We start from the raw sequence: 15,381 nt of genomic DNA on the forward strand, positions 1-15,381 counted from the left end.
TATTGCAATTAAAATCAATTCTATTTTTCTTCTTGATCATCCATTCTCCGTAACAGTCCTTCTTTTAGAGTATCAATAAATTTGGTTCGGTTAGTTTTTCTATTGCGAAGTTCTAAAAAGGTATGGTAAAAATCTCCCAAATCAACATTGAATGTCTGCTCAAAATAAGTCGCAATTACTTTGATGTCTATGGTTCCATTACCAAAAACCCCTTGAGTGTGTAATGCGTAAATTAATTCAATCAGTGCTGTTTTACTTGCTGTCCACATTAGCGTAGATTTGATTTTTTCCGCACTTTTCAGTGTGCTGTATCTAATATTATTAGAAAGATTATCCTCCAAATAAACCTGTATTAAGTCGTTCGCAATAATTTTGGCGACCTTATAGTCATGGGATGTTGAAAAACTATGATCAGATTCAAAATAGTAAGTATCCAAACTTAACTTAATATCATACTTCCCACGAACGAAATATTTGTGGTCAAGATAAGTGCTGTTGGTTCGATAATACTTATAGAATTCAAGATTATTATCAAAAAATCTTTTAAGATTAAATAACTCGTTGTTTAAATGTGTTTCAATTACCTTTTCACCACCATAGGGCTTTTTGGTTTCTATCTTGTAGATAGAATTATAATAAATTAGTTTAGAAAGTACATTAGGCTTCAAATGTTTGAAAAAATGGATTTCTTCCTCAATGTCTTTAAAACCACGTTTTAATACAACTTGTTTTAATTTAGCTATTTTGTCTATAGTTAAGCCAATAGCTTTTTCGCATAATGCTAAAGAGCCATTAAATTCGATAGATAACTCATTAATCTCGTCATCTAAATCTCTAATTATGTTTTTACAAAAATCGTTCATTTAAAAAGGTAGTATGATATGGCTATTCTTTAAAGGATTTTCCTTGCACTAAACCATAAATATTCAATAATAAAATTGTTTTGGATTCTCAAAAAGACTTTATCAAGCCTTCCAGGTATTCTATATTGGCTTTCTTTCCGGTTAACAGCCTATCTTTGCAATATGCTGTATAAAAACAGTGTTTGTTGAGAAAGTCCAATGACTTCTGTAATTTATCTGGAATTATGTGCCCTGATCGTTGTTCTGTTTCTTTCCATACAAGTTCATCCATTTGACGGAAATCTTTGGTTCCTAAATGGTACACATCCGAATCCCGTAAAATATCTTCGATTAAATTGGTTGGTTTTGTATTTGCCTCTGTTGCCATAATCGCTTTGTTTATTGCCAGTATAATACTGGCATCAATTTTCTGGCTACGTAAAAATTGTTCCATAATAAATGCTCCTCTTTTTTCATGGCCATCCATTGGCCCAAATAATTGACCGGTATCGTGGAACCATGCTGCCGCCAACAAAACAAATCTTTCCATATTTTTCAAACGATAGAAATCTGCCATTTCAGCTGCATTTTTAACAACAGCCTTTGTGTGTTCCAGATTATGATAGCATAGTTCAGCGGTAGTCTTTGAATCAAACAGGCTTACTACATACTCCGCGATTCTTTTTAAATAATTTTGCTTTGATATATCCATTGTATCAATATTTATTAAATTGACAATTACATTGGGATTAAAACCTAAATATTCTTTTGATTTTGCCGTTCATCATTGTTAGGAAATATTTACGCCAAATACATACCCAACAATTGCCGTTATTACCATTGCAATAGTCCCCCAGAAGCAAATTCTAACTATTGCGACCCCTATATTGGAGCCCCCTGTTTTGGCAGCAATAGCCCCCAAAATCATTAAGAAAATAATCGAAAAACCATATTGGTAATACACCATATTTTTTTCTGGAGCAAAAATGGAGACCATCATTGGCAACGCTGCTCCGGAAAGAAAAGAGAAAAACGATGCTACTGAAGCCTGAAAAGGTTTTGCTACAGTAATCTCGTTTATTCCTAATTCGTCTTTTGTATGTGCTTCCAGTGCATTGTGATCTGTAAGTTCTTTCGCCACGAGCATTGCTGTTTCTTTGCTGACACCTCTTTTTTCATAAATTTTTGCCAATTCGTGGAGTTCAATTTCAGGCATTTTTTCTAACTCTTTCTTCTCCCTGTTTATGTCCGATTTTTCTGTATCAGCTTGTGAGCTTACAGAAACATATTCTCCTGCGGCCATCGACATTGCTCCTGCGATGGTTCCCGCCAAAGCCGCCAAAATTATAGCATGTCGGCTGGGATCTGCGGCAGCAACTCCGATTACAATACTTGTGGTGGAAAGCAATCCGTCATTAGCTCCTAAAACAGCAGCTCTTAACCAACCCACTCTGTTTACATAATGTTTTTCCAATTCCATTTTTATAATTATTTATATAGTTTATATTATTTTTATTCTCCACCTATCATCTTAGATACTATTCCTTTTTTATTTGTCAGTTCACCAATTACGATTCCGCCAAAATGCAATAAAATGAATATCGGAAACCAATAAATGGCCCACTTATGAACAGCTTCCATCGGTTCTTTCCATTGACCATCACCCCATTTCAGGTAAAATCCTGTAACAATAGAAACGGCGATGAACAGATAAAAAATTACATAAATAAATCCTTGCATTCTTTCCTTTACTGATTGGGATTTCTTCAACGGATCAGGAAATTTAATTCCCTTTACGAGCATATAAATTATCCTTACTAAGAATGCCAGAAACATAATGTAGGCAGCATATTCATGCCATTCCCACATCGGTTTCTGAATGCTTTTTACGATAGGTATTATCTGTCCCTTTTCAAGTGAAATGTTGTGGCTTTGCATCTCGGTTTCAACCGTATCTATAATTGTTTTTTTGCTCATCCAGTACATCCGTAAAAATCCGGTAATAAATAAAATAGACATTAATAGTGCAACAGACCAATGTAAAATCCGGTGAATTACTGTAAACTGATTTTTGTTTTCCATTTTCATATTTTAAAATGTTTTAATGATTGCTAATCCAAATTGTTTTGTTTGATAAGTAGGTAGAATAACCAGTGATGCCTGATTCTTTTTATTTGCAAACCATTTTGAAATGGTTGGAAACAACCAATACGCCACTTCTGTCGATAGAATGCCAATGCCTGCTCCGGTCATCACGTCACCAACCCAATGTTTGTCATTAAAAATCCGGTAGATTCCTGTCATGGCAGCAATCGGATAGCCGGAAATACCCAACCAAAAATTGGTTTCATTATATTCCCTGAACATAAAATGTGCGGATGAAAAAGCCGTTGCCGTATGTCCGGAAGGGAAGGAAGTCTTACTGGAACCATCCGGACGTTCCTCGCCAACCAACTGTTTGGTGGGCAAAACCATTGCCGCTGATATGAGTTGGGAGGTTGCATATATGATGGTTCTGTCCCTGAAATTATGTTTTCCTTTTACCCCCGACAGATTGAGTCCATAGACTGCAATAGCAGGAGCATACTGCATGTAGTTGTCAATCTTAGCACCAGGCAAAATATGTTCCCTGCTCTCGTGACGGGTAGATTGGTTAAGTGTTTTCAAACCATCTGACATTAGACTTAAAACACCATAAGAAACCAAAATTGTGGGAATGATGAGCTTCTTAGTGGAAAACTGATAAGCAGGATTGGTTGTTTTAGACAAAATGCTGCTATCTGCTTCTATGTTTTGAGAAAAAAGCAAGGTTGGAAATAGAAGAAATATTAAGAAAACACGCTTCATTTTATTTAAACTTAAGGTTCAACGAAATGATATCACCCTTCATACCGGTTGTTTTTGTATAATGCCCATAGCGTATTTCAATCATATTGAATTTTGAGATTCCTAATAATCCGTTGGGAAGATTGAACCTGGCCCCCATACCAAAGAACTGGCTGTTAAATCCGGACAGATCATAATTGCTGGTATAAAACCCGTTGGATTCGTTGTGTGTTTGGTAGGTACCGAAATACTTTACCGCTGTCTGGGTATAATACCTGTAGAAAGGACTGAGGGAAACAAAAGGGGATAATTTTACCGGTGTTTCTATATTGAAAGTATGTGAATTTATACCCCAATTATCTGTATAATAGCGGTAATAGGTTCGGATAATGAACCGGTCACCCAAGAAATAATTGGCACGGAAACCCAAAGGGAGCTTGAACCGGTTATCAGGAAGTTTTTCCTGATGTACGCTTCCATCCGAAAAATATACACGGTGAAACGGAAGGCTCAATAGTCCGTTTTGCTGAACGGCATCTACAAGAAATACGAGCTGTAAATTGGCATTGATAATCTGCGAATAAGAAAGTGATGCCGCAAAAGTATTCCGGCTATCTGTTCCGCCGTCTTCTGCTGTCCCTTGCCTCAATTCTATGGGAAGAATAAGTTTTAGCTGATCGATATACGCATGAAGATTGGTTGTTAATTCTCCCATTTTATTGGCTGTTTTTTTGGAGAAACCAATATTTGCCCCAAAAGATTGATAGTCATATTCGGTGGAAGAAGACACGCCTGCCATAAAACTGTTTCCCTTTTCTTCATTTTCTACCTGCCAGCTCAAGGAAGGATAAACTCTGATGTCCTGACTGGATGCTGAGGAATTGGCCTTGAGGTCTATCATATCCGAAGAGGCAGAAGTATAGTGGTCTATGCCCAATTCTGCCCCAAAAGTGTGTTTGCGTTTTTTCTTGTCATATCGGATGAGTTTCACATTGATTATATTGGAAATATCGGTCAGCTTTTCTGTTCCGATACCTCCCGTTACCGCAGAATTGTTCCCATCCTGTTTGTAATAACTGGACACTAAATTTACTTCATCAACTTTTAATTTTCCGACCGATGCAGAATCTGTTTTTATTTGCTGTGCCTGGATTTGATAAAAACTAAAAAGTCCTAATGCACTAATATATATTCTTTTCATTTTTCTTTTTCGGGTTACTATTTCACTGATTTTAATTACATCCACAACCCCCGCCACTTTTTCCGGCATTGGCTCCGGAGGCTCCTTCACGGTAAGATTGAAAGTTAAGTTCAGTTTTTTCTATGGTACGGTTGCTCAATACCATTTCGGCATCGTTGAGTTTGTTTTTCTGATATTCTTTCACTGTGGTGCAGGAACCAAGCGATAATGTACCGATAGCACTTAGCAGGATTATTTTATTTGTTTTCATATTAAATTGATATTTTTTGAAGTGAATATTTTGTTTTTGTCATCTATGATGATGCATTCTATCTGATGGATTTGGTTTATCATTTCCAATCCTGCCTTAACGCCCATAATACTGATAGGGGTAGCCATAGCATCTGCGATTTCTGCATTGGGGCAAATAACCGTTACACTTTTTATCCCGGTAATTGGCATACCTGTTTTCGGATTGATGGTGTGCGAGTATTTTTTACCGCCAACCTTCACATATTTTTCATAGTTTCCCGAGGTGGCAATGGCAGTGTCCGTAAGGTTCAAATAAGAAAATGGCAGCCGGGCCTGGTCCGGGTTGGCAATGCCTATTGTCCAGGGTTTACCATCAGCCTGTGTACCCCATACTGTTAAGTCTCCTGAAGCATTGATGATACCTGAACCTACACCTTGTTTTTGCAAAACATTCTTGGCCATTTCTGCGGCATAGCCTTTTCCAATTCCACCGAAACCAATACGCATCCCTTTTTCTTTGAGATAGACCGTACTGTTCTCCCTGTTCAGGATTACATTTTGATAATTAATGAGATAAACCAGTTTTTTTGCCGTTTCGGCATCGGGCAGTCTGGTCATTGACCGATCAAAATTCCACAGACTTTTATCCACACCTCCGTAAGTGATGTCAAAAAAACCATTGGTAATACGGCTGATGCGGAGGCTTCTTTCTATCAGGTTAAAAACTTCTTCATCTACTTTCACCGCCTGTATTCCGGCATTGTTATTAATCAGGTTGGTCTGACTGTCCGTTTTAAAAGTGGTAAACAATTGCTCAATCCGTTTAATCTCCCCAATGGCGGAATCAATTTGTTGATAGGCTAAAACCTCATCTGCTCCCACTACCGTGATTTCAAAGGCATTGCCCATCAGCTTTTCGGTTTTGCGAAATTCCTTTGCTGTCATTTTTTTACTTTTTTGTATAGGGTTATGATTTCGTTTGTAAACCCATCAACACCTTCTTTCGGGAGGCCTTCCCAGGTTTTTATTATTTTTCCATCCGCATCCAGTAAAAGGGTAAAAGGGAAAGCGCCGCCGGGATTATATTTATCTGCCAAAGCTTCATTTTCCTTTATGGTTTGGGATAAGGGCTGGTTTTTCTTTTTTCTCGGAAAATCCGCATTTACATACACCAAAAGGCTGTCGGCCATTTGTTTGTAGGTTCCGTTTTCAAAAATAGTTTTGTGCATTTTGATGCAGGGTACACACCAATCTGAACCCGAAAAATTCAATAGAATCAATCGGTGCTGTTCTTTGGCTTGTTGTTTTGCGTTTTCTATCGCGGTCTGCCCAAATGCGTGGGACATCACCATCACATGGAGAATTAAGAGTATTTTTTTCATTGTTTTTAATTTTTATAAATGGTTTTTAACGATACCATTAGTGCTGAATTTTGCCGATAAAATATGCTGTCTAATGCTGCTTTTCTTTCATTCGTCCTTTTTTAAATCGCTCACTGGCTGTTTGATAACAGGCTATTGTTTGAGTAATTAAAAAACGATTATTGGTATCTTTAACCTCTGACATTGTTTTACTCCGTTCATTCCAACGGAATTGTGTTACTCTTTTTTTATCATTCAGTTGTGTAAAAACGTTTCCTTTTAATAATCCAAGTGTTCTGTAGTTCCCAATAAATGCTCTTTCATCGCCAATTTTGGTTTGATTAATATCTTTGCCATAAAATGAAGACTGGTAATTCCAGTTTAAATATCCCAATAGCGTTGGCATGAGGTCGATTTGAGAAACCAAGCGGTCTATTTGCGTTTGCTGATGGTTCAGATTATAGATTATAGCCGGAATACGGTGCTTTTCAATGTTAATCTCCCACTTTCCGGCACTGCTTGCGCAATGGTCAGCGACGATTACGAAAACCGTATTTTTAAACCACGGTTTTGTTTTTGCCTGATTGATGAATTTGCCCAGTGCATAATCAGTATATTTTACAGCTCCATCTCTATCTCCTTGCGGTAAATCTATTTTTCCGTTGGGGAAGGTGTAAGGTTTGTGGTTGGAAGAGGTCATTATAAACTGGAAAAACGGTTTATTCTGCCGAAACTCTGAATCGGCATTTTTGATGGATTGTTTGTAAATATCCTCATCGCAAATACCCCAGGCATTTTCAAAGCTGACTTCGTTATCCTGAATAGGAAAACGCTGTGTATCAATATTATCAGATAGCGGATTTCCCCTGTCCCTATCAATAATATCAAAACCTTGTCCTCCGAAAAAAGTATTCATATTATCAAAATAGCCATCTCCGCCATAAATGAAATTTAGCTGATACCCTTTTTCTTTTAACACCGTACCGATGGAATAAATGTTTTTATTATTCGGTCTTCGTACAATACTATTTCCAGGTGTTGGCGGAACCGACAGTGCTAAGGCTTCCATTCCACGAACTGTACGTGTTCCGGTTGCATACATATTTTTAAAAAATATGCTTTCATTTGCCATTGAATCATAATTTGGCGTGATATTTTTTTTATTACCAAAAGCAGACAGGAATTCAGCACTAAAACTTTCTATGGTAACCAAAATAATATTCGGATATTGAACCGGTTGCCCGTTCCCTTTGGTAATTCTCGAAATGGCGTCAAAATCCGTTGAAACATATTCTTGGTTTCCTTGCACTAATTCTTTTTTTAGAATAGTGTATGCATCGCGTTGTGACAGGGTCAGATAAAAAGCATCATAATCTAATTCATTAGACCTGAATGCAGCAAAAAAGGAAAAAATACCATTTTTGCTAAGCTCATTTACAGTTGTGTTTTTACTGAACTCCGCATTTTTATTGGTCAGGGAAATACCCAAAAGGGCGGTCGTTGCCAATAAGGCTGATGATACGACCAACCTTTTTTTAAAAGGCATTTTATTGGTAAAAGCAGCGCGGGAAATTTTCTTCTTATTTAGTAAAAACAAGGTTAATAGTACTAACAATAGCAATCCCCCGATCAGTAACGGTAAAGGATAGGATTCTTTAATATTTTCTATAACTTCATACGTATAAATGAGATAATCTACTGCAATAAAATTAAATCGTGACCCAAATTCATCCCAAAACGGAAACTCTGCGACAGAACCAAAATAGGTGATAAAGAGCGTTACGATCAGTATGAAAAAAGTAAGTATTCTGTCCGCTATAGAACCAATAAAACAGGTTGGGAAAAGCAGCAGATAAACATTATAGAAAGTGGTAATAAATAAAGCAACCGTGATATCGTAACATAAGCCAATGGCGAATGTGCATAGCATATTATATACATGTCCGTCAAGATTATGAAAAGAAATAATGCTAAGTGTAAGCCTTATCAAAAAAGACGTAATAATGTAAATAATTATTGTTGAAAGCAGCAATCCATATCTGCTTAAAAATATTTTTTTCATAATTGAATTTGAGTTAATCATGGAACAAATAGGGATAATAGATAATAGAAGCACATACTATCGAAACCAGTACCATGAAGGCTGAAGCTCCCGCAGAGATGTCTTTGATAAAACCTATTTTCGGGTGATAATCAGGATGGATGAAATCGCATAATTTTTCTACCGCTGTATTTAACGCCTCCACTGCGAGTATCGCTCCGATAGCAGCTAATTGAAACATCCATTCATAACGGTTGATACCAAAATAAAATCCTATCACAATGAAAACAGAACAAAGAAAGAACTGAGCCTTCGCAGCATCTTCGGTTGTGAGTAAATACCAAGTTCCTCTTAATGTAAATACCAAGCTTTTTGCTCTGCCCTTTAAAAAACCTCCTTTACTCTTCATCCTCCGTATTTTTTAGTTTCATTAAGAGCGTATAGGCATTTTTGGAAACGATATTTTTATCTGTAAAATCTGTATCATTTACAATCTGGACAAAGCCGTTTTCTTTCCCGCCTACAGTTATGGGCAGCATTTTATAGGTTTGTCTGGCGGTTTGCACAAACACATAATCCTTTCCCTCAAAATTCACGATGCTTTCTTCCGGAACGGCATGAGCGAAAGAGATTTTGGTTTCTATTTCGGCATTCATGTACATACCCGGCAACAGGCTTTTGTTATAGGGGTCAAAATGACAATGCACTTCCGAAATACCATCGCTGCTGATGTCTTTGCTGATAAGGATGATTTCCCCTTCGTATTTTTTGTCGGGTTCTGCATTGGAATAGGCCATTAGTTTTTGCCCGATTTTCAGTTTATCTATGTCGTTTTCATAGACTTTCAAATTGAGGTGCAAATCGTTGGGATTGACTAATTCAAATAATATGTCTGCAGGATTTACATATTTCCCGATGTTCACATTTACCTTGCTCACAAAGCCATTGATCGTGCTGTAAACCGGAATGGTTTTAGTGATTTTATTCGCATTCAGGCTATTGGGATTGATGTTGATAAGGCGTAATTGCTGTGCCAGGGCATTCATCATAATCTGCTGGTTATTCACTTCTGCCTGTGCAGTCTGCATTACCTTATCGCTGCTGGCCTGGCTTTGGTTGAGGTCTTTTTGTCGCTGGTAATCCAGCTGAGCAAAGTGCAGTTTTGATTTGGCCTGCAAATAGTCCTGTTGCAGTTTTATATACTGCGGGTCTTCCATCACGGCAATAGTTTCCCCTTTGCGCACATACATTCCGGGCAGTAAGCGGGTGCTCTTCAAAAAACCGCCCAAAGGCACACTTACCGAAATCAGGTTTTGCGGCGGCACGTCAATCTTTCCGTTTAATTTTAAAACAGTGGCAATGTTTTTTTCTGAAAGGCGTACCGTTTCAACAGCCGCATTTTTTAATTGGGCATCCGTCAATACTACGGTATTGCTTTCATTTACAACAGCTTGTTTAACATCTTCTTTAGGCTTGTTTTGGCATTGAACCAGCAACAATATCCCCAGAACGGGAAGCAGTATTTTCAGCATGCCCAGGTTTTTATTTTTTATATCGAATGAATACATTGTCATAAGAATTTAATTGAGATAATTGATTTGTATAATAGTATCGTTCAGCATTTTGACAGCATCAGCGTAATTACTTTGAATACTGATGGCTTGATTTATGAGCATTACAAAGTCCAGGTAATTGATTTCCCCGTTGGTGAACTGCTTTTGTATTGTTTCGGTAACGACTGCCGCATTTTTTAGCCCTTCACTTTCATAATAGTTTACAATTTCCAAATTGCGCTGATAGCTTTCCGAGAGTTGTTTATACCGGTTCTGCAAATAAGCACTTGTAGCCTGCAATTGGTTTTCGGTAATACTTTCCGTGATTTTGGAAGCATTGATTTTCGCTCTTTGCGACTGTGAAAAAACAGGAATGGAAAATCCAACCTGTACCGAATGGAATTGTGGAGAAGCGTTGTATAACCTATCATCGGCTCCGGTTCCCTTGAAACTGTTGAGATTGTAACCAATCATCAAACCGGGCAGTAATTTAGATTTTTCTACTTTGGTTTGGCTCACTGCAATATTTTTCTGCTGTTCCAAAACCTGTATAACAGGATTTTTGCCGGTTTCATCCACCTGTAGCGGAATTATTTTTTCAGGGGATTCCACTTTATAGACCGTATCCGAATTTAACAACCATTGCCACTGCAACTTCGCTGTTTCTAATTCCCGCTGCACCTGTTTCAACTGGATATTGATAGCAGCCTTTTGATTCTGTGCAGTGGTTTTTTCCAAAATATTGCTTTCTCCTTTTTGCAGGCGCAACAAAGATTTAGCATAAAAATCAGCGTATAAGGAATCTGCTTTTAGCAGCAGCCTTTCCTTTTCCTGCCAGAACAGGATGGCATAAAAAGTTTGGGTAACGGCTTTTTTTAATTCAAATTCTTTCAACGAAACATTCAGCAAACTGTATTTCCATTCCTGTGTAAACAATTCTTTCTGCCTTTTATAAACCGTTGGAAATGCGATATTCTGTGAAATTCCGAACTTGGTATCGTTGTATGCACTGTTGATCTGACCGTAATCAGCCGTGATACCAGTCTGCGGAATATCAGCCGAAGTTTTGATGACGGCCTTGGCATAATCGGCCTTCAGTTTTTCGGTTTTTAAATTTTGATTATTTTGAACAGCCAATGCAATAGCCCTGTCTAATGTGATTTTTTCCTGTGCTTTAACAGAACCCATTCCCATTAAAGAAATCCCTGAAACGATCAATAATGTGATTGCTTTTTTCTTGAATAGATTCATTGTAAAACCTTTTTCAAATGCGATGAACAATAAAGGAAGAACGAATAATGTGAGTAAAGTAGCCCCCATCAGTCCACCAATAACTACCGTTGCCAGCGGACGCTGCACCTCTGCACCTGCACCATTGCTCAGCGCCATTGGAATAAAGCCCAATGAAGCCACAAATGCGGTCATCAGCACGGGGCGCAAACGGGATTCTGTTCCGTCCACCACGATGCGGACAATGTTTTTGATTCCTGATTTTTTTAAACGGTTGAATTCGGCGACCAAAACAATTCCATTTAAAACAGCCACGCCGAACAGTGCAATGAAACCTATACCGGCACTTATGCTAAAAGGCATTCCCCGAAGCGCTAAAAAGAAAATTCCGCCAATGGTGGATAATGGGATTGCGGTATAAATCAATAAACTTTCCTTCACCGATTTAAAAGCAAAAAATAAGAGAATGAATATCAAAGCCAATGAAATAGGCACCGCAACCATCAAACGGCTTTTTGCCTGGTTCAGATTCTCGAACGAGCCACCGTATGTAATAGAATACCCGGCAGGAAGCTTGATTTGCTTATTCACTTTGGCTTGCAATTCCTGAACAATACTTTGCACATCCCGGCCTTTTATATTGAAGCCGACAATAATCCTGCGTTGTGTATTCTCCCGCTGAATTTGATTGGGACCATCCTTGATCTGCACTTCTGCCAACTGTGAAAGTGGAATCTGATTGCCGGAAGGTATAGGGATCAATAAATTCTGTACGTCTTCCAGATTCTTCCGCACGTCGGCATTTAGTTTTACAACCATATCAAAACGTTTTTCCCCTTCGAAAACCAAACCGGTGCTTTGTCCGGCAAATGCCGTATTGACCACCTTGTTGATGCCGGCTACAGACAAATGGTATTGGGCAATCATTGGGCGGTTATAGGTAATAATAACCTGGGGCATTCCGGTTATAGGTTCTATATAAAGGTTTTGTACGCCATCCACCGTATTGATTATTTTGCCTAATTTGTCAGCCGTTGCTGCCAGGGAATCCAAATCATCCCCAAAAATTTTCAGGACCACATCCTGTCTTGCACCCGTCATCAGTTCATTGAACCGCATATTTACCGGATATTGAAAACCTGCGGTAATTCCCGGTACATCTTCCAAGGCCTTGCTCATTTTCTCGGATAGTTCCGGAAAAGTTTTGGCAGATGTCCATTCGCTTTTGTCTTTCAGAATCACCATCATATCGCTGGCGTCCATCGGCATCGGGTCTGTGGGTACCTCGCCGCTACCTATTTTGGTTACTACTTTTATCACTTCAGGAAAGCGTGTTTTTAGGATGTGAGCGGCCTTTTGGGTGCTTGCAATGGTCGTATTAAGGTTACTTCCCGTTAAGACCCTGGTATCCACTGCAAAATCGCCTTCTTCCAAAGAGGGGATAAACTCGCCTCCCAATCTCGACATCACGAAAATGGCCGCAATAAATAAAACCGAAACAACAGCAATAATGCGTTTGGGGATGCGGATGGCTTTTAACAAAAATTTTTGGTAGAAGGCTTCTACACGACGCATAACCCTGTCTGAAAGATTGTGTTTATGGCTGATTTTCCTGCTCAGTACCCAGGAACTCATCATTGGGATATAGGTAAGCGATAATAAAAATGCGCCCAATAAAGCAAAGGCTACGGTCTGTGCCATCGGTCGGAACATTTTGCCTTCTATACCTTGCAAACTTAGGATGGGAAGGTAAACGATCAGAATGATGATCTGCCCGAATACAGCACTGTTCATCATTTTTCCCGCAGAACCAATTACCGTATTATTCATTTCCTTTTTGGATAAATTGGTCATTTGCTGAAATCTGGCGTTATGCGACAGTTGGTGCATCACCGATTCCACAATGATGACTGCACCGTCTATAATCAGTCCGAAATCCAAGGCTCCAAGGCTCATCAGGTTGCCGCTTACCCCAAACAAATTCATCATACAGATGGCAAAAAGCATGGCCAGCGGAATAACCGATGCTACCAGTAACCCCGCCCTGAAATTCCCAAGGAACAAAACCAAAACGAGCACTACAATCAGTGCGCCTTCCATCAGGTTTTTTTCGACTGTACTGATGGCATTATTGACCATTTTGGTACGGTCCAGGAAAGGCTCAACAACTACGCCTTCGGGTAGGGTTTTCTGTATTTGCGCTACTTTAGCTTTTACATTTTTGATAACTTCGCTGCTGTTTGCACCTTTCAGCATCATCACTACGGCACCCGAAACTTCGCCCTGATCGTTGTAAGTCATAGCCCCATAACGAGTGGCATAACCCATTTTCACGTTTGCCACATCACGGATAAACAAAGGTGTTTCATTATTTTTATTGGCAATGGAAATATTGCCGATATCTTCCAGGCTGCCTATCAGGCCTTCGCTGCGGACATATAAAACGGTAGGCCCTTTTTCGATATATGCACCACCGGTATTTTGATTGTTTTCTTCCAAAGCCGAAAAAATATCGTTGATGCTAATCCCGTAGGCATTGAGTTTGTCAGGGTTTACTGCAATTTCATATTGCTTGAGTTTGCCACCGAAACTACTCACTTCAGCAACCCCCTTTACGCTTAATAACTGCCTGCGCACAATCCAGTCCTGAATGGTACGCAGTTCGGCGATGTCATATTTTTGTTCGTAACCTTTTTTGGGACGGACTACATATTGATATATTTCGCCCAAGCCGGTAGAAATTGGTCCTAATGCCGGTGTGCCGATCCCCTGGGGGATTTGACTTTGCACTTGCTGCAAACGTTCAGCCACCTGTTGTCTTGCCCAATAAACATCTATATCATCATCAAAAACAATGGTAACGAGCGAGAGTCCAAAACGGGAAAAGCTGCGTATTTCTTTGGTGCCAGAAATGTTGCCCGTTGCTTGTTCTATGGGGAAGGTAACCAGGCGTTCAATATCCGTCGCACCAAAAGAAGGTGCTATCGTGATAACCTGTACCTGGTTATTGGTGATGTCGGGCACAGCATCAATTGGTAGTTTTGTGGTTTGGTAGGCACCAATTCCAATGAGCGCAATGACCAAAAGCCCTATGATGAGTTTATTCCTTACGGAAAACTCAATGATTTTAGTAAGCATAGTTTTACTTGTTAATCAAATTATTATTCAATACAATTACAAATAGATACAGCAGTATTTATCGTAAATAAAATAACAGGATTAACCAATTGACAACCACATTCCATGAAGCTCCGGTTTTATGGAGACAGGAATGAAGAATAATGATATAACACTTTCATGTAGGAGATCAGTGCATAACAAAATCGCACCTCAACAAATTTTCAGGCAGACTATACAGAATACCCTAAAAATTGAGTTGAAGATGAAATTCTATACAATCATGCCTAAGAAAAGTCCATGCAATATGCAGATTATCACAAAAAACAATGTGGCAATGTTTTTTTAACTTTGGATGAATTCGAAAAAGAAATAAAATATTTTTCTCCAAAGTATAACACAAACCCGCATTCAATAGAACGTGTTAATACTGCATAGCAAACCTTCCTTTATGCAAAGTGCAAAAAGAATTTACGAAAAGTCAATTGGTTAAAAAAGAATTAACAAGATCTTGGAGGCTGCCAAATAGAAGAAAGAAACTGGTTGGAGATAAACGCATCGTCAAAAGAAACTACCTTAGACGATTCTCGTATGTCAATTTTATGAATTGATTCAAAAAAAAGCGGTTGGGGATATACGAAGCAAAAGCTTAATACGTCTCCGTGCATAATGAAAGGTAGTTTTTGATCCTGATCATAGTCATCATCGTGAGGATGATTTTCAAGGTGGTTGCCTTCGTAGTGAAGTACCAGAAACTCCATGACGGAAATTTGAGGATTTTTTTCTTTATGCTCGAAATAATGCTCTACCAGCATAGGAAACTTCAACAACTGACCTAACTCTGTTGTTGAAATAAGATATGTAGATAGAAAAAATATTGCGAGCACTTTTTTCATACACACAAAGTTACTGAAAACTACATTTAATCCCACATTTCACCGTAATTTATACTGTATCCAGATAAACTGTTGCAGAATTT

The 15,381-nt window shown here is 38.6% G+C and carries 14 protein-coding genes; all 14 read right to left on the reverse strand.

Annotated features, from left to right (window positions below; translation table 11 throughout):
• Nucleotides 1-20: 20 nt before the first annotated feature.
• The 14 genes from ACIQXP_RS19400 to ACIQXP_RS19465 all read right to left on the reverse strand — a co-directional run bounded on the left by ACIQXP_RS19400 (nt 21) and on the right by ACIQXP_RS19465 (nt 15,298).
• A complete protein-coding gene (locus ACIQXP_RS19400; RefSeq protein WP_387506944.1) occupies nt 21-863 on the reverse strand; it encodes an RteC domain-containing protein in 843 nt (280 codons plus the stop codon).
• 88 nt (nt 864-951) lie between these two features.
• On the reverse strand, nt 952-1,554 hold the full coding sequence (locus tag ACIQXP_RS19405) for an HD domain-containing protein (RefSeq protein WP_012026439.1): 603 nt from the start codon (nt 1,552-1,554) through the stop codon (nt 952-954).
• 78 nt (nt 1,555-1,632) lie between these two features.
• Complete coding sequence (locus ACIQXP_RS19410; protein ID WP_012026438.1) at nt 1,633-2,322, reverse strand: VIT1/CCC1 transporter family protein; 690 nt, start codon at nt 2,320-2,322, stop codon at nt 1,633-1,635.
• A gap of 32 nt (nt 2,323-2,354) precedes the next feature.
• Nucleotides 2,355-2,924 carry a cytochrome b/b6 domain-containing protein gene (locus tag ACIQXP_RS19415; protein ID WP_228434558.1) on the reverse strand — a complete coding sequence of 190 codons (570 nt, stop codon included), beginning with the start codon at nt 2,922-2,924 and terminating at the stop codon, nt 2,355-2,357.
• 9 nt (nt 2,925-2,933) lie between these two features.
• Entirely contained in the window at nt 2,934-3,689 is a 756-nt protein-coding gene (locus ACIQXP_RS19420; protein ID WP_055132627.1) for a phosphatase PAP2 family protein, read from the reverse strand.
• Nucleotide 3,690: 1 nt separating this feature from the next.
• The gene (locus ACIQXP_RS19425) at nt 3,691-4,869 is read right to left on the reverse strand and encodes a DUF3570 domain-containing protein (RefSeq protein WP_387506949.1); all 1,179 of its coding nucleotides are present in this window, start codon (nt 4,867-4,869) and stop codon (nt 3,691-3,693) included.
• Nucleotides 4,870-4,900: 31 nt separating this feature from the next.
• Nucleotides 4,901-5,119: a DUF4266 domain-containing protein gene (locus ACIQXP_RS19430; RefSeq protein WP_019977004.1), complete on the reverse strand. Its 219-nt coding sequence runs from the start codon at nt 5,117-5,119 to the stop codon at nt 4,901-4,903.
• The gene (locus ACIQXP_RS19435; protein WP_012026434.1) at nt 5,116-6,045 is read right to left on the reverse strand and encodes an FAD:protein FMN transferase; all 930 of its coding nucleotides are present in this window, start codon (nt 6,043-6,045) and stop codon (nt 5,116-5,118) included. Before ACIQXP_RS19435 ends, ACIQXP_RS19430 begins: the two co-directional genes overlap by 4 nt.
• The gene (locus tag ACIQXP_RS19440) at nt 6,042-6,482 is read right to left on the reverse strand and encodes a thioredoxin family protein (RefSeq protein ID WP_012026433.1); all 441 of its coding nucleotides are present in this window, start codon (nt 6,480-6,482) and stop codon (nt 6,042-6,044) included. The genes ACIQXP_RS19435 and ACIQXP_RS19440 overlap by 4 nt, the downstream gene beginning before the upstream one ends.
• A gap of 70 nt (nt 6,483-6,552) precedes the next feature.
• Nucleotides 6,553-8,523 carry an LTA synthase family protein gene (locus ACIQXP_RS19445; RefSeq protein ID WP_055132637.1) on the reverse strand — a complete coding sequence of 657 codons (1,971 nt, stop codon included), beginning with the start codon at nt 8,521-8,523 and terminating at the stop codon, nt 6,553-6,555.
• A gap of 13 nt (nt 8,524-8,536) precedes the next feature.
• Nucleotides 8,537-8,911: a diacylglycerol kinase gene (locus tag ACIQXP_RS19450; protein ID WP_019977008.1), complete on the reverse strand. Its 375-nt coding sequence runs from the start codon at nt 8,909-8,911 to the stop codon at nt 8,537-8,539.
• Nucleotides 8,901-10,070 (reverse strand): efflux RND transporter periplasmic adaptor subunit, encoded by a 1,170-nt coding sequence (locus ACIQXP_RS19455; RefSeq protein WP_281031990.1) that lies wholly within the window; start codon nt 10,068-10,070, stop codon nt 8,901-8,903. The genes ACIQXP_RS19450 and ACIQXP_RS19455 overlap by 11 nt, the downstream gene beginning before the upstream one ends.
• A 12-nt stretch (nt 10,071-10,082) precedes the next feature.
• The gene (locus ACIQXP_RS19460) at nt 10,083-14,423 is read right to left on the reverse strand and encodes a CusA/CzcA family heavy metal efflux RND transporter (RefSeq protein WP_387506956.1); all 4,341 of its coding nucleotides are present in this window, start codon (nt 14,421-14,423) and stop codon (nt 10,083-10,085) included.
• A gap of 479 nt (nt 14,424-14,902) precedes the next feature.
• Nucleotides 14,903-15,298, reverse strand: a complete 396-nt coding sequence (locus tag ACIQXP_RS19465) for a hypothetical protein (protein WP_019977011.1) — start codon at nt 15,296-15,298, stop codon at nt 14,903-14,905.
• Between the last annotated feature and the right edge of the window lie 83 nt (nt 15,299-15,381).

Source organism: Pedobacter suwonensis, from assembly GCF_044762335.1.
Lineage (GTDB): Bacteria > Bacteroidota > Bacteroidia > Sphingobacteriales > Sphingobacteriaceae > Pedobacter.